This window comes from Kribbella sp. C-35, from assembly GCF_046549195.1.
Taxonomy (GTDB): Bacteria; Actinomycetota; Actinomycetes; order Propionibacteriales; family Kribbellaceae; genus Kribbella.
The window spans coordinates 2,106,434-2,130,804 of sequence record NZ_JAJPWG010000001.1 but is presented as its reverse complement, the minus strand read 5'-3'; the positions used below and the strand labels follow the sequence as shown (position 1 = coordinate 2,130,804).

Sequence of the window (24,371 nt, the reverse complement as noted above, 5' to 3'; positions counted from 1 at the left end):
CCGGCCGGAATCGTCTCCCGCCGATCACGCGCGGTCAAGACTTCGTCGCGTTCGGTCCGCATCGGGGTCGGAGTTTTCCACAAGTGGCAACGCGATCGGGCTGCGACAGGCACAGGCGGTAACTACAGTTACCTTGCGCGGTCCGCTGGGGAGACCGCACGGTCTCGGGAGGACGTAGTGGCTGTCGAACGTGCCGGGCTGGTCCGTCGGCAGCACACCCACCTGCTCCTGCCGCATGCCGCGCTGGACGCCCCGCAGCGAGCCCTGTTCGAGGTGGCGCTGCGCCCGGCCGGCTGGACCGCGGATCCGGACGACACGTCGACCATGTCCCTGCGCTGGAACCGTGGCGACGCGGCGCTGCGACTGCAGACGCTCGGCTGGTTCCCGCTGCTGGTGACCGTAGGACCGATGGGGAAGGCAACGGGAGTCCACCGGGACGCAGCCGCGAGGCTGACCTCGGCGGTGCTGGCCGGCGGCGGGAAGAGCTTCACGGACCGGCAACTGGTCGAGTACCTGCCGCAGGCACAGGCGCGCTGGCAGCGTGCGCTTTTGGAACGTCGCCGGTTATCCACAGCCGAACGCCTCCTCCAGGCCCGGCGTTGCTCGTACTGCGGAGCGTGGTCCGACCTGTCCGCGACGCACTGTGCCGGATGTCGTCGGCGGTTCACCACAGCTGATGACGCGGAGCGGGACTCGACGGTGAGCCGTGCCTCGGCAACTGTCCAGGAGGCCGAGGCGATCCTGGCGGATCTGGCGCGTGGCGTGGTCCTGGACCGGCTGAACGGTGTGGCGCATGGCTGAGCCGGCAGTCGCGACCCGTGAGGCCGAGCAGTGGGGCTGGGAGTACCGCGGGCGAGAGATCGTGGTCGTCGAGCAGCAGGACCCGCCCGTTCCCGCCGTACCGCCGCCGTCGGAGCTTGCGACGCTCGAGACCAAGCGGGCTGCCGCCGTACGGATGCGCCCCTTCCTGACCTGGACGATGGTCGCGGCCGTCGTGGCCACCGGCGTGGTCGGTGTCGTCGTCGATCCGTTGGTGGCGCTGGTGCCTGCCGCGGTGGCGATCGGTCTCGGCTGGTTGTGCTGGGGATGGCCGGAGCTGCTCCGACGGGCGACCGTCAAGGAGCATCAGCTGTGGTTGGCCCACTGCGTCAGCACGATGGCCCGGTTCGAGCGCGACGTACAGGCGTGGCAGCAGGACCTGAGCGATCGGGAGCAGACCAAGTCCCTGCAGGTCAGCGCCGTACGCCCATGGGTACCGGTCGGCCCGGTGACGAAGGAGCGCGTCGACCTGTACGGCGGGACTGCCGCGGGCTGGCGTGCTGCGTTGCTCGCGATGGGGAGCTCGTTGATGAGCGCGGGCGGGCGGCTCGTCGTTCTCGACCTCACACAGGACGCCGTGATCGAGCCGCTGCGCCAGCTGGCATCTGAACACGGTGCGCCGATCCGGTCGGCCGTCGTACCGGACGAGGGGCGCTCGCTGAACCCCCTCACCGGTCTGAGCGCTGATGAGATCGGTGTCGTGGTCGCCGAAGGGTTGCGCGCGGCGGAGCCTGAGCAGACCGAGTCACGTGGTGTCGACGCGACGCTGGTGCAGCAGGTCGTCGAGTGCCTGACGGATGCTCCGGTGACCTTCACGAGACTGCACCTGGCGTTCCAGGTGCTGCTGCGACAGCTCACACCGGATCAGCGGGCTCCGTTGACGCGGGCCGAGTACACGAAGCTGTCCGATCTGCTGAGCGAGTCTGCTCGGCGTACGGCGGAGGCGCGGCTGTTCCGGCTGGCTGCGGGCGTGCAGCGGCTGTCCGCGGTCACAGGCGATGCGCCGATGGACGGGTGGGAGGACGACGACGTCTCGCTACGGGTGTTCGAACTGTCGCATCGCGAGCCCGAGCTGACCGCGTCGTTGCTCAGGCACCTGCTGTTCCAGATCACGATGGTTCGGATCCAGCGCGGTCAACTGTCGGGGCGGGGCGAGCGGATCGTGGTGATCGCCGGGGCCGACGCGGTGGCACGGCCGGAGCTCGAGCGGTTCGACAGCATCTGCCGACGCAACGGGATCCGCGTCGTGCTGCTGTTCGCGCATCTGCGGGACAGCGCGGTGGAGCTCCTCGGTGGCGGGGACGCCGTACTGTTCATGCGCCTCGGGAACGCGAAGGAAGCGGAGCAGGCCGCGACGTTCATCGGGCGGCAGCATAGGTTGGTGGCGAGCCAGTTCACCTATTCACACGGGACGAACACGTCCACGTCGACCTCGGACAGCACGACGCGCGGCAACAGTTCGTCGACGAGCGATTCGGTCGGCGTACAGACGTCGGACAGCCGGCAGGCGACGTTCGGGCTGCTGTTCAGTCGGCGGCATCGGTCCGGGTCCAAGACCTCGGGCGAGCAGTCCTCGTCGTCGACCACGGGCGGTACGTCCTGGTCGGAGTCGACGTCGACTTCGGCGTCGAGCGGGACGACGGAGAGTACGTCGGTCGGGTATCAGCGCACGTACGAGTACTCCGTCGAGCCGACGGTGCTGCAGGGGTTGTCGCCGACTGCCTTTGTGATGGTGGATCCGCTCGATCCAGCGAGTCCCCGGCTCGGGGATTGCGATCCGCGGTTGGGTGCCTCGTGATTCCGCGGTGGCGCGTTACCTCAGTGCCGTTGGCCGGTGGGCCGGATACGGACGCGGCTGGGCGGCTGACGGCATTGCGGCGCGGGTTGCTGCCTGCGTTGAGGTTGCAGGCGTCGGCGGGACGTCCGTTCAGTTGCTGCTGGATTCGCACGGTAGACGGTGGGTCGATCGAGGTTCGGGTCGGGATCGAGCCGGTGGACGGCGCGGTTTCGTATCCGGTGGGTGCGCGGGCGGTCGCTGCGGGCGCGGTCGAGTTTCCGTGCTGGGTGGGTGTGGACGGCGTGCACGACGTACTCACGGCGCTGTCCGAGGCCGAGGTCGAGCCGGCGGGGACGCTGGAGGATCTTGCGGAGGCGTTGCCTGCGTTCGCCTGGTTCGTGCGGGCTTCGCCCCTTGGTGCGCAGGAGCGGGGCGAGTTGCTCGACGATCTCCATCTGCGGATGACGATCGGGCTGGACCGGGAGAAGATCTCAGGTCGGGATGCGCTGGAGCTCGAGCGGAGTCGGGCGCGCTACCGGGATTTCTCGGCGGCGCAGGGCGGCTTGTGGTCGGTGGAGATTCTGGCTGGTGGGGTTGATGAAGCCAGCGCGATGCTGGTGGCGCAGACCTTGTCCGGGGCGGCTGACTTGCACGCCACGCCGTACTCCTTGACGGCTCAGGGTGAGGTCCGTGCCTTCGAGGCGACTGGGGAGTTGCTGGCGGCGGTCGCGCGGCCGCCGGTGCGGGAGATCGCCGGTGTTCGCGTGGTCGAACAGGTGCGTTTCGACCTGACGCCCGAGACGCCGGCGGACGGGATCCCGCTCGGGGACGTCATCGACGCCTCGGGGCGGGCAGTCGGGACCATGACCGTTTCGCGGGACACGTTGAACCGGCACGCGTTCGTTGCCGGCGCCACCGGTTCGGGCAAGTCGCAAACGATCCGTCACCTGCTCGAGGGCCTGACGGCGGCCGCCGTACCGTGGCTGGTGATCGAGCCGGCGAAGGCGGAGTACGCCGGGATGGCCGGCCGGCTGGGTTCGGCATCCAGTCTCGCGGTCGTTCGGCTCGGCGATCCGGACGCCGTACCGCTGAGCCTGAATCCGCTGGAGCCGGAGGCCGGGTTCCCGCTGCAGACGCACCTCGACCTCGTACGCGCGCTCTTCCTCGCTGCTTTCGAGGCGAACGAACCTTTTCCACAGGTGCTCAGTCAGGCGCTGACCCGGTGCTACACGTCGTACGGCTGGGACCTCGCACTGAGCCAGGGCGGCCCGCAGTACCCGACGCTCGCGGATCTGCAGCTCACCGCACGGGCCGTGGTCGACGACATCGGGTACGGCGCTGAACTCGCCGCCGATGTCCGCGGCTTCGTCGACGTCCGCCTCACCTCGCTGCTGCTCGGGACGCCCGGTCGATTCCTGGGCGGCGGCCACCCGCTCGACGTCGCGGACCTGCTCGGCCGGAACGTCGTACTCGAACTCGAGGACGTCGGCGACGACCAGGACAAGGCGTTCTGCATGGGCGTCGTCCTGATCCGCCTGATCGAACACCTCCGCGTCCGCCGCGGACCGGCCTCCGGCCTGCGCCACGTCACGGTCGTCGAAGAGGCCCACCGGTTGCTCAAGGCAAGCACCGACGGCACCGCCGGCCACGCGGTAGAAATGTTCGCCGGCCTCCTCGCCGAGATCCGCGCCTACGGCGAAGGCATCGTCGTAGCCGAACAGATCCCCAGCAAAGTCATCCCCGACGTAGTCAAGAACTCCGCCCTGAAAATCCTCCACCGCCTCCCCGCCGCCGACGACCGCGAAACCGTCGGCGCCACCATGAACCTCGACACCCCCCAATCCCGAGCCGTAGTCTCCCTCCCACCCGGCCAAGCCGCCACCTTCACCGACGGCATGGACCGCCCCATCCTCCTCCAAATCCCCCACGGTGAATCCCGCGAACGCCGCCTGGCCTCACCACCAACCGTCGCGGCGCAAGGTCGCCGGACCGCCGCGTGTGGGGCCAGCTGCCTGACCCGGCCGTGCACGACCCGCGACATCGCGAACGCTGCACGGACCGTCGCAGACAGTCCCTCGTTGACTCTGTGGATCGAGCTCCTCACAGTCGCGCACGTCGCAGGTCTGGCGAGACCGACGCCGGCCTGGGACCTGCTGGCCGATGGTGTGCCCACTCGCGAACTGGAATGTGCCGTCGCCGAAGCAATCACCAGAGCTGTCGCAGGTCGAGCCGACGCCATCACCACCGACCTCGATCCGCGACGCCTGGCCAAACACCTGTCCGAGGTCGCGGCAGCGGCGCTTGCCCGGCGCGAGCCTGTCTGCGGGCGGCAGGAGATCGAATGGCAGGCGGGCCTCTACCGCTTTGCCGATGTCGCGGACGAGCTGCGGAGCTACGTCGGTCCACGCAACGCACCGCATCCTGCGACCGGTGGCTGGCGCGCCCGCGGGCTGGATCTGGCTGGACGCTCGATCGACGTTCAGATCGAGAGCTTCCTGAGCGCCTGGCCAGGCCCACCACCGGAATCCTTACTGTTCGGGGACGGCAGCTTGGTCGCGGCCGCGGCGCGACTGTCCACGAGCACCGAACGCCACCGACAAATCATCGAGGCGGCTGAGCCCCTCACCATCCCCGGCAACTGGCATCACCACATCTTCCGCGAGACCACATGACTGAGATCTACGGCGGCTGGACGGATTGGACCGCGGCGGAGTCCTCGTTGAGCGACCTGGTCTCGCGCGAGGTGCTGGCCGATCTCGGCGTCGCGTTTGCCGCCGCGTGCGAATGGCATGACGGCCAGACCCGACCCGCCGGCGAGCCCTACTGGCAGCACCTGCTGCAAGTGGTGAATGTTCTGGCTGTGGGGCTTGGGGTCGAAGACGTCGATCTCTTGCGCGCCGGGTTGCTCCATGACGTTGTTGAGGACACCTCAGGGACTGTCGGCGAGCTAGGACGCCGGTTCGGTGGTCGTACGGCTGAACTGGTTCAAGCCGTGACAATGCAGGAGGGTGAGGAACGGGCGGCGTACCTGGCGAAGCTTGCGGCGGCACCTCCCGACGTACTGCTGCTGAAGCTGTCGGATCGCTACAGCAACGTGCAACGACTGCACACGCATCCACGGGTAGCGAAGCAGCGTTCGTACTATGCGGAGACTGTCGAGCACTTCGTTCCGTTGGCGACTGTGGATTCGCGTCTGGACGCACTGTTCACTCGTTGGGCGGACGCGTACTCGTACCTGACGGGACCGGTCGACACAGTGCCCACCGCCGACAAACTGGCGGCTGCGCTGCACCGGGAGCAGGTGGACAAGAGCGGGCAACCGTACGTCGACCACGTCCGTGGCGCGGCGGACATTGCGCGCCGCAACGGTGCCGATCCGTACCAACAGATGGCGGCGCTGCTCCACGATTCGGTCGAAGACACGAGCTGCACACTCGCCCAACTCCACGACCTGGGCGTGCCTGCGGCCGTCGTGGAAATGGTCGACGCGCTCACCCGCCGTCCCGACGAGGACCACGACACCTATCTGACTCGTCTCGTGCAGACTCCCGCCGCAGTCCTCGTCAAGAGAGCAGACGTCGAACACAACAGCAGCCCCGCCCGCCTGAGCCAACTCGATCCAGCGACACAGAAGCGCCTGCGCCAGAAGTACGTCCACGCCGTAGAAGTCCTCGACGCCGATGGATAGACGCTCACCTCGAGGCCCGGACAACCCTACCGACGAGGCACCACCCCCGCCGACGCCAGACTCAACCGGCGATTCCCCCAGCACGCCGGACCACAACAAACCCACATCCAACGAGCCCCGCAAATCCGAGAACCCCGAGCCGCCTCGACCGCGTGAACCGGCAGACGAGCCGCCCATGGACGCTCACCCTGCGACGCCGGCAGAAACGCGAAAGGCACCCGACAGCACCGAGCCCAACCGCGAACCTCAACCCGGCACCGCGGATCTGGACCGCGAACCCTCCGACGCGGAGAAATCACCAGACCTCCGCAACCGGATCGCAACCAACCCCGTCTTCACCCGCGACGGCTGGGGCGACGCACCCGCCGATGAACCAGCCCTGGACCACGCACAGCCAACCGGAGACTCAGCCGATCCCACCACCGCCGCGGATCAAGACAGCACCACCACGAGTGACGATGCGACCCCGACCGTTCGGGATGCCTCTGACCAAGACGACGAGATCGTCTCCGAGACCGAAGGGCACGCGGCAGCCGACGAACAAGCTGTTGATCCGGTGCGCGAGGAATCGTTCGAAGCGGCAACCGACGGCGTACATCTACTGGCCACACCACGGCCAGACGCACCAGGCCCCGACACACCAGCACTGCAACGGCCCACCGATCCAGACGGGCAGTTACCCAGTGTCGACGACCTCGAAAGCCGTCGCTACAGCCTTGGGTACGACCCGGCGGTCGGCAAGTTCAGAGAAACTGAAGCTGAGACGGCGCTTCGCGTGGAAGCCGACCGTGGAGTGACTCTCGCACGTGCTACCCGGCCGGACGACTGCGACTGGGTAGACGGCGATGGCAGGACCTATGACGCAGTTGGCAACTTCCCCGCGCGGTTCTTCGAGGCTGAGTGGGAGAACCTGCAGCTCCGCGTCGTCGACCATCTGGAGAAGGCCCAGTTCGTGCCGGTCGACATTTCGCAGTTCACCCGGGACCAGCGTTCGCTGGTCCGAGAGTTCGTCGACCGGTTCGACGATCGAGTATTCGTAGTGGGAGATGAGTAAATTGGCTGGAACGATCGAGTTGACGGCTGGGATCAGATGGTCCGTCCCTTCCTGGGCGTTCAACGTAGCGGTCGAGTACCTCATCGAGACGCTGGCCGGTGATCCGGCAGTCGAGGTGCTGAAGGAAATCGACGAGAACAATCTGGGCTGGGTCGGCGTCGATCGGTTCGAGGTTGCTCAGCGCATCCGGATCCTGACTCTGCTGCGTGACGGCCTCCTGCCCTATGCCGAGCAGAGGATTCAGTTTGATCCGGCCGATCCCAACGATGGGATCGGGCGCATTCGCGAGCTCTCAGAGCTCGCGGGCTCGACGCTGGCGCAGACGTCCAAAGGCTGACCTGTCGCCGCGTGGTGACGGGGTAGGAGGAGGCTGGGCGGGGGTGTGGGGGCGCGGGTAGGTTGAGGGTATGGACGAACGTGTGCTGGTCACGGGGGCGTCGGGGTTTGTGGGGCGGGCTGTTGTGGGGGCTTTGCGGGGGCGGGGGGTGTTGGTTACTGCGGTGGATCGGGAGCCGCCGGATTCCGCTTGGGATGACGGGGTGCATGTGGTGACGGGGGATCTTGCGGAGCAGGAGACCTGTGTTGCGGCGTTTGAGACTCGGCCTACGGCGGTGGTGCATCTGGCGGCGTTGACGTCGGTGTTGCGGTCGGTGGATGCGCCGATGCAGACCTTTGCGCAGAACGTGACGATTACGCAGGTGCTGCTGGAGTTGAGTCGCGGTAGTGGCGTGGACCGGTTCGTGCTGGCGTCGACCAATGCGGTCGTGGGGGATGTGGGTACGTCGACCATCACCGCGGACCTTCCGCTGCGGCCGTTGACGCCGTACGGCGCGACGAAGGCGGCGGGTGAGATGTTGCTGTCGGCGTACTCCGGGAGTTACGGGATGGCGACCGCGGCGCTGCGGTTCACCAATGTGTACGGGCCGGGGATGTCGCACAAGGACAGCTTCGTGCCGCGGATGATGCGGGCGGCGTTGAGCGGTACCGGCGTCCGGGTGTACGGCGACGGGAAGCAGCGGCGCGATCTGGTCTTCATCGACGACGTGGTGAACGGCGTACTGCTCGCGCTCGACAGCAAGTACGACGGGCGCGCGATCATCGGATCCGGGCGGTCGGTGTCGGTGCTCGAGATGATCGACGCGGTGCGGACGGTGACCGGATGCCCGGTGCCGGCCGAGCATGTCGAGGCGCCGGCGGGCGAGATGCCGGCTGTGGTCGTGGACATCACCAACGATCTTGGGTACCAGCCGACGGTTTCGTTGGAGGACGGTCTGGCGCGGACGTGGCAGTACTTCAAGCAGCAGTGAGGAAGCACTGGCTGCTCGCCGTTTTCCTAGCGGCAGGTCTGGTACTGCGTGTTCTCGCGACCGTCGCGTACCGGCCCGCGATCATTTACACCGACTCCGTCCAGTACCTGACCAACATGGGCAAGCTGAGCCCGGATCAGCTGAACCCGATCGGGTACGACTTCGTACTCGGCCCGCTGGTGGCGATCGGCGGACTGACCTTCGTCGTGATCGTGCAGCACCTCGCCGGCCTGCTTCTCGGTGTCGCGATCTACGCACTGGCGCGCAAGCTCACCGTCTACCGCTGGCTGGCCGCGTTCGCCGCCGCTCCGATCCTGCTCGACGCGTACCAGGTCCAGATCGAGCAGAACATCATGGCCGAGACCACGTTCGACGTGATCCTGGTGGCGATCCTCTGGCTGCTCATCGCGAAAGGCGCGAAGGGCGCGAAGGGCGCGCCGGGCTGGCGCCGCGCCGGCATCGTCGGCGTACTCGTCGGCGCCGCGTTCACGGTGCGCGCGATCGGCATCGTTCTGCTGATCGCAGTCGTGCTCTACCTGATCGTGAGCGGCAAGCAGCGCGTACGCCGTACCGCTGCCGCCGTCGCAGGATTCGGTGTCGTCTTCGCCGCGTACGCCGGGTACTACCACGCGGAAACGGGCCGCTGGGGCTTCACCGGTGCCGAGAACCAGGTCCTGTACGGGCGGACCGCCACGGTCGCCAACTGCGACAAGCTCCCGCTCAACGAGGGCACGCGGCTGTTCTGTCCCAAGGAGCCGCTCGGTCAGCGTCTCGGCGTGGACAGCTACGCCCACAACCACTACGGCGACCCCAACTGGCCCGGTCCACTTCCACCGGGCACCACGAAGCGGCAACTCGCGACCGAGTTCGCCCACGAAGTCATCAAGCACCAGCCGCTGGACGTCACCGGGGCGGCGTTGAAGGACTTCGCGAAAGGTTTCGCGCCCACTCGCACCAGCGAGCCGAACGACGTACCGCTCGACCGCTGGCAGTTCCAGCTGACCTACCCGAACCTCAATGACCCCAACACCGCAAAGGCTGCAGTGAAATGGGGAGGGACCGAGCCACACGTCTCCCACGTACCTGCGGTCATTCTGCGCACTTACCAGCTCCACGGCGGCTATACGTCCGGCACACTGCTCGCACTGTGCGTGCTGATCGCTCTTGCTGCGGTAGCAAGGGCTAAAGAGCTCCGGTCAGCCGCACTGTTCCCTGTAGCGGCCGGTGTGATCCTCCTGCTCGGCTCAGCTGCGTTCGAGTTCTCCTGGCGCTACCAACTGCCCGGACTGGTCTTCTTCCCGCTCGCAGGAGCCATCGGCCTCCGGGCCCTGCTCGGCAAGGACCAGGCACGCCCTGCGATGGCGGACTACCCGGATGCCGTTGATTCCAAGGCGGCAAAGGACTTCACGACCAAGGACTTCGCTCCAGTCGTAGTAGTCATTGCCGCCTACAACGAGGCCAGCGGCATCGGGGCAGTACTCACGAACATGCCAAAAACCTGTGCCGGCCTCCCCGTCGACGTCCTGGTCGTCGTGGACGGCGCCACCGACAACACCGCCGAAATTGCCCGTGCACACGGGGCGTACGTGTGTGTTGCCCCGAGCAACCGCGGTCAGGGCGCGGCGCTCCGCCTCGGGTATCACCTGGCAGCACAAGGCGGAGCACGGTACGTCGTCACAACGGACGCGGACGGTCAGTACGACAACGACGAGCTGGAGACCCTCCTGGAGCCGATCCTGCTCGACCGGGCCGACTTCGTCACCGGGTCGCGCCGCCTCGGAGCCGAGGACGCGGACAGCCGGCTGCGCTGGGTCGGCGTCCGGGTGTTCGCCGTACTCGCGTCGATCCTGACGCGCAAGAAGCTCACCGATACGTCGTTCGGGTTCCGCGCGATGCGGGCCGAGCTCGCGACGGCGGTGACGTTGCGTGAACCGCAATACCAGTCGTCGGAGCTACTGCTCGGCGCGCTCGCGCTCGGCGCCCGCGTGGTCGAGCTGCCGATGACGATGCGCCGCCGTGGCGACGGGAGTAGCAAGAAAGGCCCGGGTGTCGTGTACGGCGCGAACTACGGGCGGGTCATGACGACGACGTGGCTACGGGAGTACGTGCTTCGACGGGGGCGGCACCGGTCTTGGCGAACACCAGCCGGTCGAACAGCACGAACTTCACAATGAACAGCAGCGCATAGGTCCCGAGGTACGAGCCGGTCACCAGCACGGTCTTCCACAGATGCGACTCGAGAGGTTGCACCAGGTGATCGGTCACCGACGTGACCACCGCGGCCGCGACCGCCGACCCGACCACGATGATTGTGTACGGCAACTTCTGCCCGCTGCGGCCCCAGGTCCAGCGGCGGTTCAGCAGGTAGGCCGGGACCGCGCCGGAGATCCACGCGACCACCGTGGCGACGATCGCCGCCGTACCGAACCAGTAACACAGAGCGAATGCCACCTGGCTGATCACGGTGGCGATCACGGAGGATGCAGAGTACTTCGCCCACAGCAACAATCGGCTGCGGGAGAGATAGGCCTTGGTGTGTACGCGCATCGCCGCCTATTCTGCACCCCCGCACCAACCCGCGGCAGTACGCCGGGAATTCTCAGCCGATTGCCAGCGAATAGGTGGGGCTGGTCACGTTACTGGAGTGGGTACTCGGGATAGGAAGGATGGTGACGACGTTTCCCGACGGAAGGCGGCCGAGCCGTGCGCGTACTCGTCCTGGGCGGTGACGGCTACCTGGGGTGGCCGACTGCACTGCACCTCTCCGACCGTGGCCATGACACGGCCGTGCTCGACAACATGGCCCGCCGTGGTTACGACCGCGAGCTGGGCGTCCAGAGTCTGGTCCCGATCGAGGATCTCGAGAGCCGGGTCGCGGCCTGGGAGGAGGTCTCCGGCCGGCGGATCCCGGCGTACGTCGGTGATCTGCTCGACGCCGACTTCGTCTACCGAGTGGTGCGGGAGTTCGCGCCGGACGCGATCGTGCACTTCGCCGAGCAGCGGGCCGCACCGTACTCGATGATCGACCGCGAACACGCGGTCTACACCCAGCACAACAACGTGGTCGGCACGCTGAACCTGATGTACGCCATCGCCGAGACCAACCCGGACATCCACCTGGTGAAGCTCGGCACGATGGGTGAGTACGGCACGCCGAACATCGACATCGAGGAAGGCTGGCTGGAGGTCGAGCACAACGGCCGCAAGGACCGGATGCTCTACCCGAAGAAGCCGGGCTCGTTCTACCACCTCAGCAAGGTGCACGACTCGCACAACCTCGAGTTCGGCTGCCGGATCTGGGGTATGCGCGTCACCGACCTCAACCAGGGCGTGGTGTACGGGCAGCAGACCGACCAGACCGTGCGGGACGAGCGGCTGGCGACGCGGTTCGACTACGACGCCGTGTTCGGCACGGTGCTCAACCGGTTCGTCATCCAGGCGGTCCTCGGGGAGCCGCTGACCGTCTACGGCAGCGGCGGGCAGACCCGCGGGTTCCTGGACATCCGGGACACGGTCGAGTGCATCCGGCTCGCGGTGGAGAACCCGGCGGACGCGGGCGAGTTCCGGGTCTTCAACCAGATGGCCGAGAGCTACTCGGTGTCGCAGCTCGCCGGCCTGGTCGCCGAGTGCTTCCCCGGCCCGGTCCAGGTCGAGCACCTGGACAACCCACGCGTCGAGCAGGCTGAGCACTACTACAACGTCAAGCACACCGGTCTGGTCGGCCTCGGCCTCCAGCCGCACCTGCTCTCGGACACGCTGATCGAGTCGATGTTCGACATCGTCTCCGCCAACAAGGACCGAGTCGACGCAGCCGCGCTACTGCCGACGGTCCGCTGGCAGGGCCACCTCAAACAGCACTAGCGGCGGCCGCCGACAAGAAGGGTCGGGAGGACGGCGAGGAAGCGGTCTCGGCGGCCGCGGCCGGCCTGTTCCCTGAGCCAGCCGGCGGCGTCTTCCTGAGTGATCAGTGCCTTGTCGACGGCGGCTTCCGCGGCGCTGTTCAACTGCGGAGCCATCTGTTGGTAGTCGGTGACGACCTCGGTGTGTACGGCGACCTCGACGTCGGTGAAGCCGGTGTCGAGGAGGACGTCGCGCAGGGTGCGGGTGGCTCGCGGGGAGACCGTGCGGGACTCGAGGCCGAGGCGGATCACGTCGGTCAGGTCCTGGTCGGAGCTGTCGATCAGGACGAAGCCGTAGTCCTGCCCGCCGAGCACGATCCGCCCGCCGGGACGCAGTACCCGATAGGCCTCGGCCACCGTTGGAGCGGACTCCTCGAGCAGGTGGAACAGCCGTAACGCGCGGTAGCCATCCATCGACTCGTCCTCGAGCGGCAGGTCGTCGGAATGTGCGACGTGGAACATCGCCCCCGGCGCCCGTTCCCGGGCCGCCTCGATGGCGTCGGGATCGGCGTCGACTCCGGTCACCTTGAGGCCCTTTCGGGACAGTTCGGCGACCGCATGACCCGCTCCGCACGCGACATCGACGCAGGTCGCGCCGCGTTTCAGCCCCAGCATCCGGTACGACGCCGTACGCAACTCCGCCGCCCCGGGCCGCTCCTCGATCCGCTCCAGAAAGCTCATACCTCCACGCTGCAACTTCAGGTCCACCTGAAGTCAACCAGGGACGAAAGGGCACGTCCTGTACAAGTCCGTTGACACTGCGTGGTCACGGAAACACACTGTGAAGGCCAATTTTCGGGGTTTCGGGGGGAACCATGCATGTGGACGACGCGTCAGCAACGCGGCTTGTCACCAGACTGCGCGACCTGCTGGGTCGCCAGGCGGTGGTCTTCGAGGACAACGGCACGCCAGGCGAGGAACCACTGGTCGTCGTGGTGCTGCCTGCTGCCCTCGCGACGGAGTTGAGAGCCGATCCGGCGCCACTCGTCGAGCTGTCCCCTGCCGAGACGGCGGTTGCGGGTTTGGTCGCACGCGGACTGTCCAATCGCAGCATCGCCGCGCAGTTGTTCCTCTCTCGTTTCACCGTGGAGACCCATCTCAAGCGCATCTTCGTGAAGCTCGGACTGTCCTCGCGGGCAGAGCTCGCGGCGCTCGTCGCGTCCGGTCGGCTGAATACCTGAAATCAGGGATACCAACGGCATTCGCCCGACCGCACAGTGTTCTGGGAGCGTACTCGTTGGTCACCGTGACCAGGCCGTGGTTCGCGCCGGAGGTATTCGCGTCGCACGCGTGGCGCTTCGCCGACGCGTCCCGGATCCTGTCCGACGGGGGCAGTCCGCCGAAGGGCGAATGTACGGCGTACGTGAGCGGGCTGGTGCTCGCGCGCAATGTCACTGTGCAGCGTCGCACGGTCGGTGGCACTCCGCCGGATGGGAGCTTTGGCTTCGTCCCGGTGCAGACGAACAGCGCCGCCGAGATGATGACTGCCCCACTGTCGGCGCGGGTCACCGACGCCCCGGTCTCCGGGGTGGTGCCGGTCCCCGCCATTCGCCGCTCCGTGGAGGTCCGCGAGGGTCCGCCGATCATCTGGAAACCCGGTCCGCAGCCGGTCCCGAACCCGCCGGTGGTCACCACCACCGATCCGGGTGACGTCTTCGTCCTGGCCTTCCAATGCCGCACGTTGCCGAAGGCGCCTGACCCCACGCCGGCGATCGCGCAACAGGCACCGGTAGCGCGCGTCTACAAGGTCGTCTCCGGCGACTCACTCGGAAAGATCGCGGCCAGGTTCTACGGCAACGCCGGCCTGTGGCGGAAGCTGTACGCCGCCAACAAGCCGGTCATCGGCAAGGACCCGAACAAGCTCAAAGTCGGCCAGAAACTCACCATTCCCTAGTCCATCGACACCTTGTCGAAGGTGGTGGTGGTGTAGCGGACGTCGAGGTCGACCTCGTCGCCTACTGCGGGCGGGGCGACCGACGACGGCAAGAACAGCATGCTGGCCTGCATGTGCGGCGGTTCGGCGAACCAGCGCTGCTTGCCTTCGATGGTGAACGGCGACAGCGCCATGCCGGCCGCGTCGAGGCTGCCCTTGGCCATCGCGATCGCGCGTTGCCGGACGCTCGCTGCCGCGGTCGGTGCCTCCAGGCCGACGCCGTGCGCCGTACCGCCGGAGACGATCAGGATGTGTCCGTCACCGCTGACCCGGCGCTGCCGGTAGCCGACGCGCTCACCGCGGCGGACCGAGTGCACGTCGAGGACGGTCGCCCGGACCGACAGCGCGCCGCGGTCACCGAGCCACAGCCCGGTGCCCATCCGGAGCTTCACGTCCGGACCGATGTCGGCCAGCTTCTGGGCCGGTACGTGCGACACCCACAGCGTTCCCTTGCGGACGTCGAGGGCGGCCTTCGCCAGTTGCTGAGCCTCTCGGAGGTTGGCCGACGTACCGCCGGCGCCCATCGGGAAGTGCAGCGACCAGCCCTCGAACCGGATCCGGTCGAGCGCGTTCAGCAGCATCGTGTGCCGTAGTTCGCGGGCGCCGATGCCGTGCCGGCGCATCGAGGTCATCACCTCGATCAGCACCCGGCTGCCGGCCGGGATCGAGACCAGGTCGGCCAGCCGGCTGACCGTATGGATCACGTTCTTGCTCTGCGGCACCTCGAGGAACGGCCGCCACGGCGACAGGACCACGACGTCCTCGCGTGGATCCGCGGGGACCTCGAAGTACGTGCCGACCGCGACCGTCCGGGCGCCGAGCGCGCGGGCCTCGGCGAACAACCGGTGGTTGCCGAACCCGTACCCGTTGCCCTTGGCGACCGGGACGATGTCGGGGTTCCACGTGGAACGCAGGTGATCACGCCAGCGATCGGAATCGACGTGCAGGACTAGGGGCATGGTTGTGTCAACGCCGTCTCATGTAGAGGTCGAATGCGGTGTAGAGCGCCTTGTTCAACGGCAGATCCCACTCACCGACGTACTCGACGGCCTCGCCGCCGGTCCCGGTCTTGAACTGGATCAGCCCGACGTGCGGGTCGTTCGGGTCCAAGGTGTCGGTGATGCCCCGTAGGTCGTACATGGACGCGCCCGCCGCGAGCGCGTCCGACATCATGCGCCACTGGATCGCGTTCGATCCGCGGACGTCTCGTTTGGCGGTCGAGCTGGCACCGTAGGAGTACCAGGAATGACCGCCGACCCGGACCCAGATCGTCGACGCGACCAGGTCGCCCTCGTGATGGGCGTTGTAGATCCGGAAGTCACAGCAATCGGCCGGCTGGTTGGCCATCGCGGCGTACATCTTCTCGAAGTACGGCAGCGGCCGCGGCGTGAAGTGGTCGCGCTCGGCGGTCTCGACGTACAGGCCGTGGAAGGCCTTGATGTCCTCGGTTCCGCCCTGCGTCACCTCGACGCCGGCCTTGTCGGCCTTCTTGATATTGCGCCGCCAGAGCTGGTTCATGCCCTTGAGCAGGTCCTCCGGGGTGCGGCCGGCCAGCGGCACCTGGAAGACGTACTGCGGTTGTCCGGCCGCGAACCCTTCCGCGATCCGGGGCGGTTTCCAGCCCAGCTTGCGGAGCTTGTCGGCGACGGTGGCGCCGGACGGCTCGATCACGTCCGGGCGGACGTCGCCGAGGCGCGGCTGCTGACCGCCGGCGATGGCGTCCTTGATCGTCTGCGCGGTCCAGCGCCGGGTCGCCACCGGCGGACCCATCCGGATTCCGAACGCGCCGCGCTCCGCCAGGTGCGCGGCCAGCGGGCGCAGGTAGCTGCCGAGGTCGATCGCGTCCCAGTCGATCACCGGGCCTTCCGGCAGGTAGGCGAGGTACCGCTTCACCTTCGGCATCTGCCGGTACAGCACCAGGCCGACGCCGACGAGGTTGCCGGGGTTTCCCGATTCGTACCAGCCGAGTGACTCCGCCTTCCACTCGCTCTTCACCGCTGCCCACCCCGGGGTCTGCAGGAAGCTCGCCGACGGCTGCGCCGCGATGTAGGCGGCGTGCTCGTCCGCGGAGATGGTCCGAATGCTCAAGTCACTCACGGTGGGTCAGGTTACCGGCCCAGCCACGCGATCCGTAGCTGAGCCGGTTTCTGATCAAACCTGTGCGAGCAGCTTCTCCGACAGGTCCCACAACCGAGTGGCTGACTCCGGATCGAGCGCGTACTCGGCGACGCCGTGCATCGGATCGCCCTCGGTCAACGGCAGCGCCTCGTTGTTGTCCTCGAAGTAGCGGCCGGTGACGCCGTCGACGAGTGGCGAAGCGGCCAGCAGGACCGACGTCGACGCGCCCTGTTCGACGGTCTTCCACTCGAAGCGGTCCCACTCCCGCTGCAGGTCCTCAGGCACGTGCCGCTGCAACGCGGTCCGGATCCCGCCCGGCATCAAGGCGTTGGCGACGATGCCGTCACTCGCCCAGCGCTTGGCCGCCTCGACGGCAAACAGGATGTTGGCCGTCTTGGATTGCCCGTACGACGCCCACTCGTCGTACTGCCTGTTCTCGAAGTGGATGTCCTCGAACACGACGTCCGAGTAGTGATGCGCACTGGAGCTGACGGACACGATCCGCGCAGAGCCGGCCGCCGCGAGTGCGTCGTACAGATCGAGGGCAAGGCCGAAATGCCCGAGGTGGTTGGTCGCGAACTGGTGCTCCCAGCCTTCTGGCGTACGGTTCAGCGGCTCGGCCATCACGCCGGCGTTGTTCACCAGAATGTGCAGCGGCCCGTCCCAGTTGGCGGCGAAGGCGCGCACCGAGGCGCGGTCGGCAAGTTCGATCGGTGCGACGAACACGTGGTTGTTGCCGGTGCTCTCGATGATCTGGGCGGCGACGCGTTCACCGGCGGCGGTGTTCCGGACGGCGAGGGTGACCTCGGCGCCGGCCGCGGCCAAGGCGCGGACGGTCTCGACGCCGATGCCGGAGGCGCCGCCGGTGACGACCGCCCGGCGACCGGTCAGGTCGACGCCGGCGATGACCTCGGCCGCCGTGGAGTCATGCGTGAAAGGAGTGGTGATCCTGCTCATCAGGTCGGTTCCTGTTCTACGAGCTACGCTTTAACCGGAGGATCCTCCGGTAATCTCCAGTTAAGCGGAGGCACCTCCGGTTATCAAGTCGGCTAGGTTGTGGGGTCACGGGAGGTGGGGGAGATGACCGGCATCAGCGAGCGTCCGCTGCGCGCGGACGCCCAGCGCAACCGGGACCTGATCGTGGCTGCGGCGGCCCGCGCGTTCACGAAGTGCGGTCTGGAGGCGACGCTCGAAGGGATCGCGAAGGACGCCGGGGTCGGCATCGGCACCCTCTACCGGCACTTCCCGACCCGCGAGCTGCTGATCGAGGCGGCGTACCGGAACGAGCTGGCCGCGGTCTGCGACGCGTCCGTGGAACTGCTGGAGCAGCTGCCACCGGACCAGGCGCTGCGGGCGTGGATGGATCGCTTCATCGACTACATGGCCCGCAAACGCGGCATGGCGGACGCACTACGAGCGGTCTTCGCCTCCGGTGCGAACCCGTACGCGCAGAGCCTGGAGCTCCTTGTCGGTGCAGTGCAGCCGTTGCTCGACGCGGGCGCTGCGGCCGGCCAGATCCGGTCGGACATCTCTGCCTCGGACATGCTGGTCAGCATCGGTGGTGTCGGCGGTGCCGCAGCAGATGACCGCGAGCAGGCGGGCCGTCTGCTCGACCTGCTGATGGACGGCCTTCGGTACCGCGCATGAAGGTTGCTTTGGTGACCGGATCCGCGTCCGGCATCGGAGCGGCGACCGTACGGCGCCTGGCCGCGGACGGGATGACCGTCGCGGTGCACTCGCGCTCCAGCCGGTCCGCCGGAGAGTCGTTGGCCGCGGAGCTCGGCGGCTCGTACCACCAGGCCGACCTCGCCGACGACGCGGCCGCTCAGGCTCTGGTGCCGGAGGTGGTGGCCGAGCACGGGCGTCTCGACGTACTCGTGAACAACGCGGGCATCAGCTGGCCGGTCCCGCACGCAGACCTCGACGGACTGACCGCATCCGACTGGCGGCAGCTGCTCGACGTGAACCTGATCGCACCCTGGCTGCTGTGTACGGCGGCACTCCCGGCGCTGCGCTCGTCCGGCGGGTGCATCGTCAACGTCACCAGTCATGCCGGCGTCCGTCCGAAAGGCAGTTCGATCGCGTACGCCGCTTCGAAGGCAGCGCTGAACCACGTGACGAAGTTGCTGGCCGCCGCGCTCGGACCCGACGTACGGGTCAACGCGGTCGCACCTGGTCTCGTCGACACGCCACTCACCGAGTCGTGGACCGAGGCCCGGGACCTGTGGAAAACCTCGAGCCCGATGCGTCGCGCCGCCCAGCCGACGGATGTCGCTGACCTCATCTCGGCAGTTGTCCACAACACCTACCTGACCGGCGAAGTCATCCTCCTCGACGGCGGCCTGAACCTCCGCTGATTTCTGTCGGCGGCTGCTTCTACGCTCGCGGGATGTCTTTGGGTCGAGACTTCCGTCGGTTGTGGGTTGCGTTCACGGTCAGTGCGTTCGGATCGGCGGTGGGGCTGGGCGCGTTGCCGTTGGTCGCCGTACTCGCCTTGGACTCCAGCACCCTCCAGGTCTCGATGCTCGCCGCCTTGTCCGCGGTGGCCGGCGCGGCGCTCGCACTGCCGATGGGCGACTTCATCGAGCAGCGGCGGAAGCGGCCGGTGATGATCGCGTCCGACCTGGTGCGGTTCGTCGCACTGGTCTCGGTGCCGGTCGCGGCGGCGTTCGGCGTACTGACCTATACGCATCTGTGCGTCGCGGGCGTCCTTCAGGCGGCCGGGACGATCGCGTTCCAATCGGCGAGTGGCGCGCATCTGAAGGCGCTCGTGCCGGCCGACGGGCGCGCTGGGGCGAACAGCCGGTTCGAGCAGACGAACTGGGTCTCGCTGAGCGTCGGCCCGGCGATCGGCGGTGTGCTGGTCAGTCTGGTTGGTGCGACCGTCACGCTGGCCGTCGACGCGGTCTCGTTCCTCGGATCGGCGCTCGGTATCCGGCGGATCCAGCAGCCCGAGCCGGAGCCGGCGAAGCGGGAAGGCAAGCGGGACATCACCGCAGGGTGGCGGTACATCCTGCGGCATCGCGGGCTGCGCATCCTGTTCTGGAACTCGCAGCTGTTCGGCGGGCCGGTGATGATGACGTCGCCGTTGCTGGCGGTCTTCATGCTGCGGGACCTCGGGCTGTCCGCGTGGAGCTACGGGGGGATGCTCGGTGTCTCCTGCATCGGCGGGGTGATCGGCGCGCGGGTGGCGCCGCGGCTCACCAGGCGATTCGGGCTGCAGTGGATGCTGCTGGTGTTCGGCGTACTGCGGGCGCCGTGGCTGCTCCTCTTCCCGCTGGCGCCGCACGGATGGGGCGGGTTCGTGCTGCTCACCTTGGCGGAGACGGGGCTGCTGGTGGGAGCGGGTGCGTTCAACCCGTCGTTCGCGACGTACCGCATGGAAGTGACCGAGGACGGGTTCATGGCGCGGGTGGTGGGGTCGTGGTCGATCAGCTCGCGGTGCGTGCAGCCGGCGTTCATGGCGCTCGGCGGCGTACTCGCGACGGTGGTCGGGATGCGCGGGGCGCTGTGGGTCGCGGGCATCTGCTGCACGCTGAGCGCCGTACTGCTTCCTTGGCGGGCGGCTAAACCAGCTGCATTGCCTGAGCCAGTCTGACGATCGAGCCCACCTCTTCGGGCTGTCCGTCCAGGTACGCCGCCGCTTCGTCCGGCGGCAGCACCAGTACGTCGGTGACCTGTTCGCCGTCCGCGGGGTTCGTCGGCTCATGCTCGATGACGACGTCCGCGACGTAGTTCGCCCAGTACGAGACCGGGTGCGGGAGATGTGGGCGGTACGGCGCCTCGCGGCGGTGGTCGGCGCGGTGGGCGCCCAGCCAGGTGAGCGGACCGGTGAGCCGGGCGCCGGCCTCTTCGAGCAGCTCGCGGTGGACGAGCTCATCGATCGTCTCGCCCGGTTCGCGGGTTCCGCCGGGCAGGAAGCGCCAGCCCAGATCGTTGGTGCAGACAACGATTCCGCCGGTGGTGCGGCCGACGACGTGGACGTTGCTGATCAGCTCGTCCGGCGGCTGCTCGACGGTGTACCGGACGTCGAGGTCGCCCCACTCCCAGTAGCCCGGTCCGAACAGGTCGGGGAACCGCTCCGCCCAGGTCTGCATAACCTCATTCTGCGCTACCGTCGCTGCCATGCAGTCAGACCCCGACCCCAAGCCCGCCGCGACCGGCGACTCCGAGCCGGTCGCAGAAACCGAGGCGGCCGCACGGGTCGAGGCGGTCGCGAAGCCCAAGGTGGTCGCAGAGCCCGAGGCGGTCGCAGAGCCCGAGGCCGAGAAGGAGGCTGCGGACGAGGACGACGGCGACGAGGAGGAGGCGGATCCGAAGAAGGCCCGGAGCGCGGTCGACCGCCTGCTGTGGACGAGCGCCTGGCTGACAGTCCTGGTCGGTGTGTTCCTGCTGTCCGGCATGTTCCAGGCCGACCGCGCTTACACCGTCCTTGGCTGGCTCGGCGCGGTCGTGGCGATCCTCGGCCTGCTCGCACTCATCGCGGCGTACCTCGGTTGCGCGCTGAACCGCATCACGCTGCGAACCAAGGTCCTCGGCCGCGCCGACCTGTTCCAGGCCAGCACACTCGTCGTCGCGATCGTCGTGATCTGCGGCCTGCTCGTACCGACCAACAACAGCGCCGCGCTCGCGATCCTGCTCCCGTGGGCCGTGACGTACTGGCTGCACGGCCTGACGAAGGCCCCGACTACGTGAGGTGCGCCCGCAGGTAGTCGAGGTCGGCCTTCTGACCGTTGTCGGCGTTCGGGGTCTCGACGACGACCGGGGCGCCGGCGGCCTGCACGACCGCGACGATGTCGGCCGGGTCGATGTGCCCGTCCTCGAAGTTGCTGTGCCGGTCCGCGCCGGAGCCGAACTCGTCGCGGGAGCCGTTCGCATGCACCAGGTCGATCCGCCCGGTGATCGCCAGCACCCGCTCGACGATCGACGGCAGCTCCTCGCCGGCCGCGTGGAAGTGGCACGTGTCCAGGCAGAACCCGACGTTCTCCAGCCGGTCGTTGCCGGACGCCTGCACCGCCTCCCAGAGCCGCGCGATCCGGTCCAGCTGCCGGGCCATCGCGTTCTCGCCGCCGGCCGTGTTCTCGATCAGCAGCGGCACCGGCAACTCGGCGCGCTCGATGCACTTCCGCCAGTTGTCGAACCCGGCCTCCGGGTCGTCCTCGTCGCCGACGTGCCCGCCGTGCACGATCACGCCCTTGACGGCGATCTCCGCCGCCTTGTCCAGCGTCTGCTGCAACAACTTGCGGCTCGGGATCCGGATCCGGTTGTTCGTGTTCGCCACGTTCAACCGGTACGGCGCATGCACGTAGAGGTCGACGCCCGCGGCCGCGGACCGCTCCTTCAGCGCCTCCTCACCATCGGCGTACGCAAGCTTGGGCGCCTTGTAGTCCTGCGGATTCCCCAGGAAGAACTGCACCAGATCAGCCCCCCGATCGGCCGCCTCGGCCAACGGGTCCTCCTGGTCCACATGCGCACCAAGCTTCACAGTCATACCCACCACCCTAGAACCGCCCACCGACAATCTCCTCAGCAGCTCAACCCGCGTCGGTCGACCAGCCGGCGGAGCGGGTTATTCGGCGTTGGTCGGGGGGTGGGGGCTGGACGGGGCGGCCTTCGAATTCTGTGGACAGGACGATGTGGGTGTTCATCTCGCCGTGTTCGCCGAGGCGTTCGAAGAGGCCCTCGAGGTGGCGCATCGAGGTGACGCGGACGCGCAGCATCGAACAGGAGTTGCCGCTCAGCTTGTGGATCTCCAGAACCTCGGGGAAGTCTTCGGCGCGGGTCGTCTTGAGCAGGCAGCGGCCCGTCGTACAGCGCATCTGGACGAACGCGGACAGCGGCTGGCCGGCCTTCGACGGGTCCACCTCGGCGCGGTAGCCGGTGATCACACCGGCCTCCTCCAGGCGTCGTACCCGGTCTGCCACCGCGGGCGGCGAGAGGTTGACCCGTTTGCCGAGCTGGTTGAACGACAGCCGACCGTCGGACTGCAGCGCACCCAGGATCTGCCAGTCGGTCGAGTCCAGTTCGCGCTCCTGAAAGGTCATCGCCCCAGAACACCTTTCATCCCGGTCGTCCGCAAGGCCGAATGCTTTACATCATGTATTCAGCGAGAACGGGCACCTTTCTAACGTGTTGGCCATGCTCGTTCCTGTCGTTCTCGCCGCCGCGTTGATGAACGCGGCGATGATCGCCGCGAGCGCGGTCAGCACCATCCTGACCGCCGACGAACTCGGCTCCAGCCTGGCCGGCGTGCCGAACACAGCCGGTGTACTGGGCACCGCGGCAGGAGCGATCGCCGTCGGCCGGTGGACCACGCGGCTCGGACGCGCGCAGGCCCTCCGTCTCGGGTACGGCGTGGGCGTCGCCGGCGGAGCGTTGACGGTTCTGGCCGCGGTGGGTGCGCCGGTCGTACTGCTCTTCGCCGGGATGTTCCTGCTCGGCGTCGGGAACGCCGCCAGCCTCCTGTCCAGGTACGCCGCCGGCGAGGCGGTGCCCGACTCCCGGCGGGCGTCGGCGATGAGCGCCGTCGTGTGGGCCAGCACGGCTGGCGCCGCCGGCGGGCCGTTCCTGCTGGCGCCGTCCCAGTCCTTGGCGTCGGGGCTCGGGCTACCCGAGGTCGCCGGTCCGTTCCTGCTGGCCGTGGCGGCTGTCTTCGGCGCACTGGTCGCGTCGACGTACATCCGGACCGTCCACGTCGCCGAGCAGCCGGCACAGACCCGGCTCGAACAGCCTGCAGCGTCCCGTCGTACGTCGGTTCTCCTCGCCGCCGGCGTGATGATCGCCGGGCACCTGGTGATGGTCGCGCTCATGTCGGCGGTCCCGGTGCACACTCACCAGCACGGCGACGGACTCGGCGTTCTGGGCGTGATGCTGTCCGCGCACACGCTCGGGATGTTCGCGCTGTCGCCGCTGACCGGTTGGTGGATCGACCGCTCCGGTCCGCGACCGGTGATGCTCGCCGGTCTGCTGCTGCTGATCGGGGCGGCCGTCCTGACCACGCAGTCCGGACCGGCATTCACCCCGGCGCTCTTCCTGCTCGGCTACGCGTGGAACCTGTGCTACCTGGGCGGCAGTGCCCGGCTGCTCGGCACTCCGTTCGAGAGCAAGGTCGAGTCGTCCATCTGGGCGATCTCGGCGCTGGCGGCCGCCAGTTCACCCTGGCTCTACACACTCGGCGGATACCCGCTGTTGACGGTGATCTCGGTGGTCCTCGCCGTACCGCTGGTGCTGCTCGTGCTCCGGCGTACCGCTCCGCGGATCGCCGGGTAGTGACGCAGAGTCACCGGAACAGGCCTGTGGATATGGTCAGTCGGGAGTCCGAACGCTGGTACTCTCTTTGATGTGGCCCGGTCCATCGACCGGGCTCGTTGCTTGGCGTCGGCGGCAAGTGCCGGCGTGGAGCAGACCGCATCGCCCTCCTGCCACGGAGAGACCGTGGCCGCCAAGTCCGAAGGAGGTGGAGTTCGCGCATGCGTCGTTATGAAGTCATGGTGATCCTCGACCCGGAGCTCGATGAGCGCACCGTGGAGCCGTCCATCGACCAGTACCTGAACATCGTCCGCAAGGAAGGTGGCACGGTCGAGAAGCTCGACATCTGGGGTCGTCGCAAGCTTGCCTATGACGTGAAGAAGAAGTCCGAAGGCATTTACGCCGTCGTCGACCTGACCGCCGAGCCGGCGGTGGTGAAGGAGCTCGACCGTCAGCTCACGCTGAACGAGTCGATCCTGCGCACCAAGGTCATCCGGCCGGACCAGCACTGAACCTCGGGCGTCAGGT

General features: G+C 67.9%; 25 protein-coding genes. 17 read left to right on the top strand and 8 right to left on the bottom strand.

The features are described 5' to 3' along the window. Window positions 1-177: 177 nt before the first annotated feature. From ACLJOO_RS10850 to ACLJOO_RS10815, 8 genes are all read left to right on the top strand, one after another. On the top strand, window positions 178-801 hold the full coding sequence (locus tag ACLJOO_RS10850) for a hypothetical protein (RefSeq protein ID WP_410786752.1): 624 nt from the start codon (window positions 178-180) through the stop codon (window positions 799-801). Beyond that, window positions 794-2,617 (top strand): hypothetical protein, encoded by a 1,824-nt coding sequence (locus ACLJOO_RS10845; RefSeq protein ID WP_410786751.1) that lies wholly within the window; start codon window positions 794-796, stop codon window positions 2,615-2,617. The genes ACLJOO_RS10850 and ACLJOO_RS10845 overlap by 8 nt, the downstream gene beginning before the upstream one ends. Before the next feature lie 194 nt (window positions 2,618-2,811). Next, a complete protein-coding gene (locus tag ACLJOO_RS10840; protein ID WP_410786750.1) occupies window positions 2,812-5,268 on the top strand; it encodes an ATP-binding protein in 2,457 nt (818 codons plus the stop codon). After that, the gene (locus ACLJOO_RS10835; RefSeq protein ID WP_410786749.1) at window positions 5,265-6,284 is read left to right on the top strand and encodes an HD domain-containing protein; all 1,020 of its coding nucleotides are present in this window, start codon (window positions 5,265-5,267) and stop codon (window positions 6,282-6,284) included. The genes ACLJOO_RS10840 and ACLJOO_RS10835 overlap by 4 nt, the downstream gene beginning before the upstream one ends. Before the next feature lie 556 nt (window positions 6,285-6,840). Further along, window positions 6,841-7,338, top strand: coding sequence for a hypothetical protein (locus ACLJOO_RS10830; RefSeq protein ID WP_410786748.1), 498 nt, complete (start codon window positions 6,841-6,843; stop codon window positions 7,336-7,338). Next, a complete protein-coding gene (locus ACLJOO_RS10825; protein WP_410786747.1) occupies window positions 7,331-7,675 on the top strand; it encodes a hypothetical protein in 345 nt (114 codons plus the stop codon). The genes ACLJOO_RS10830 and ACLJOO_RS10825 overlap by 8 nt, the downstream gene beginning before the upstream one ends. A gap of 70 nt (window positions 7,676-7,745) precedes the next feature. Then, window positions 7,746-8,645: an NAD-dependent epimerase/dehydratase family protein gene (locus ACLJOO_RS10820; RefSeq protein WP_410786746.1), complete on the top strand. Its 900-nt coding sequence runs from the start codon at window positions 7,746-7,748 to the stop codon at window positions 8,643-8,645. Then, entirely contained in the window at window positions 8,642-10,819 is a 2,178-nt protein-coding gene (locus tag ACLJOO_RS10815) for a glycosyltransferase (protein WP_410786745.1), read from the top strand. The genes ACLJOO_RS10820 and ACLJOO_RS10815 overlap by 4 nt, the downstream gene beginning before the upstream one ends. Here the strand turns inward: ACLJOO_RS10815 and ACLJOO_RS10810 are convergent. Further along, the gene (locus ACLJOO_RS10810) at window positions 10,722-11,192 is read right to left on the bottom strand and encodes a GtrA family protein (protein WP_410786744.1); all 471 of its coding nucleotides are present in this window, start codon (window positions 11,190-11,192) and stop codon (window positions 10,722-10,724) included. The two genes, ACLJOO_RS10815 and ACLJOO_RS10810, sit on opposite strands and share 98 nt — an antisense overlap. A gap of 156 nt (window positions 11,193-11,348) precedes the next feature. Between ACLJOO_RS10810 and ACLJOO_RS10805 the strand changes: the two genes are divergently transcribed. Continuing rightward, a complete protein-coding gene (locus ACLJOO_RS10805) occupies window positions 11,349-12,506 on the top strand; it encodes an NAD-dependent epimerase/dehydratase family protein (RefSeq protein ID WP_410786743.1) in 1,158 nt (385 codons plus the stop codon). On the opposite strand, the gene ACLJOO_RS10800 is transcribed toward ACLJOO_RS10805, so the two are convergent. Next, window positions 12,503-13,225 carry a methyltransferase domain-containing protein gene (locus tag ACLJOO_RS10800; protein WP_410786742.1) on the bottom strand — a complete coding sequence of 241 codons (723 nt, stop codon included), beginning with the start codon at window positions 13,223-13,225 and terminating at the stop codon, window positions 12,503-12,505. The genes ACLJOO_RS10805 and ACLJOO_RS10800 overlap by 4 nt on opposite strands. 134 nt (window positions 13,226-13,359) lie before the next feature. Between ACLJOO_RS10800 and ACLJOO_RS10795 the strand changes: the two genes are divergently transcribed. Next, the gene (locus tag ACLJOO_RS10795) at window positions 13,360-13,725 is read left to right on the top strand and encodes a helix-turn-helix transcriptional regulator (RefSeq protein WP_410786741.1); all 366 of its coding nucleotides are present in this window, start codon (window positions 13,360-13,362) and stop codon (window positions 13,723-13,725) included. 65 nt (window positions 13,726-13,790) lie between these two features. Continuing rightward, window positions 13,791-14,438, top strand: coding sequence for a LysM peptidoglycan-binding domain-containing protein (locus ACLJOO_RS10790; RefSeq protein WP_410786740.1), 648 nt, complete (start codon window positions 13,791-13,793; stop codon window positions 14,436-14,438). Here the strand turns inward: ACLJOO_RS10790 and ACLJOO_RS10785 are convergent. From ACLJOO_RS10785 to ACLJOO_RS10775, 3 genes are read right to left on the bottom strand one after another with little or no spacing between them, the layout of a single operon-like run. After that, window positions 14,435-15,436 (bottom strand): alanine racemase, encoded by a 1,002-nt coding sequence (locus tag ACLJOO_RS10785; RefSeq protein ID WP_130386410.1) that lies wholly within the window; start codon window positions 15,434-15,436, stop codon window positions 14,435-14,437. The genes ACLJOO_RS10790 and ACLJOO_RS10785 overlap by 4 nt on opposite strands. 7 nt (window positions 15,437-15,443) lie before the next feature. Beyond that, window positions 15,444-16,574 carry a lipid II:glycine glycyltransferase FemX gene (locus ACLJOO_RS10780; protein ID WP_410786739.1) on the bottom strand — a complete coding sequence of 377 codons (1,131 nt, stop codon included), beginning with the start codon at window positions 16,572-16,574 and terminating at the stop codon, window positions 15,444-15,446. A 54-nt stretch (window positions 16,575-16,628) separates the two neighbouring features. Further along, a complete protein-coding gene (locus ACLJOO_RS10775) occupies window positions 16,629-17,552 on the bottom strand; it encodes an SDR family NAD(P)-dependent oxidoreductase (protein WP_410786738.1) in 924 nt (307 codons plus the stop codon). A gap of 123 nt (window positions 17,553-17,675) precedes the next feature. Between ACLJOO_RS10775 and ACLJOO_RS10770 the strand changes: the two genes are divergently transcribed. From ACLJOO_RS10770 to ACLJOO_RS10760, 3 genes are read left to right on the top strand one after another with little or no spacing between them, the layout of a single operon-like run. Further along, on the top strand, window positions 17,676-18,242 hold the full coding sequence (locus ACLJOO_RS10770) for a TetR/AcrR family transcriptional regulator (RefSeq protein ID WP_131336563.1): 567 nt from the start codon (window positions 17,676-17,678) through the stop codon (window positions 18,240-18,242). After that, entirely contained in the window at window positions 18,239-18,952 is a 714-nt protein-coding gene (locus ACLJOO_RS10765; protein WP_410786737.1) for an SDR family NAD(P)-dependent oxidoreductase, read from the top strand. The genes ACLJOO_RS10770 and ACLJOO_RS10765 overlap by 4 nt, the downstream gene beginning before the upstream one ends. A gap of 32 nt (window positions 18,953-18,984) precedes the next feature. Next, window positions 18,985-20,193: an MFS transporter gene (locus ACLJOO_RS10760; protein ID WP_410786736.1), complete on the top strand. Its 1,209-nt coding sequence runs from the start codon at window positions 18,985-18,987 to the stop codon at window positions 20,191-20,193. Here ACLJOO_RS10760 and ACLJOO_RS10755 read toward each other — a convergent pair. Next, complete coding sequence (locus tag ACLJOO_RS10755; RefSeq protein WP_410786735.1) at window positions 20,162-20,692, bottom strand: NUDIX hydrolase; 531 nt, start codon at window positions 20,690-20,692, stop codon at window positions 20,162-20,164. The genes ACLJOO_RS10760 and ACLJOO_RS10755 overlap by 32 nt on opposite strands. A gap of 28 nt (window positions 20,693-20,720) precedes the next feature. Here ACLJOO_RS10755 and ACLJOO_RS10750 point away from each other — a divergent pair, with 28 nt between their 5' ends. Next, window positions 20,721-21,290 carry a hypothetical protein gene (locus ACLJOO_RS10750; RefSeq protein WP_410786734.1) on the top strand — a complete coding sequence of 190 codons (570 nt, stop codon included), beginning with the start codon at window positions 20,721-20,723 and terminating at the stop codon, window positions 21,288-21,290. Here ACLJOO_RS10750 and ACLJOO_RS10745 read toward each other — a convergent pair. Continuing rightward, window positions 21,283-22,086, bottom strand: a complete 804-nt coding sequence (locus ACLJOO_RS10745; RefSeq protein ID WP_410786733.1) for a deoxyribonuclease IV — start codon at window positions 22,084-22,086, stop codon at window positions 21,283-21,285. The genes ACLJOO_RS10750 and ACLJOO_RS10745 overlap by 8 nt on opposite strands. Before the next feature lie 43 nt (window positions 22,087-22,129). After that, window positions 22,130-22,639, bottom strand: a complete 510-nt coding sequence (locus ACLJOO_RS10740; RefSeq protein WP_410786732.1) for an Lrp/AsnC family transcriptional regulator — start codon at window positions 22,637-22,639, stop codon at window positions 22,130-22,132. A gap of 94 nt (window positions 22,640-22,733) precedes the next feature. Between ACLJOO_RS10740 and ACLJOO_RS10735 the strand changes: the two genes are divergently transcribed. Further along, entirely contained in the window at window positions 22,734-23,864 is a 1,131-nt protein-coding gene (locus ACLJOO_RS10735) for an MFS transporter (protein WP_410786731.1), read from the top strand. Between the two features lie 200 nt (window positions 23,865-24,064). Beyond that, on the top strand, window positions 24,065-24,355 hold the full coding sequence (gene rpsF, locus ACLJOO_RS10730) for a 30S ribosomal protein S6 (RefSeq protein ID WP_130386399.1): 291 nt from the start codon (window positions 24,065-24,067) through the stop codon (window positions 24,353-24,355). Window positions 24,356-24,371: the final 16 nt, after the last annotated feature.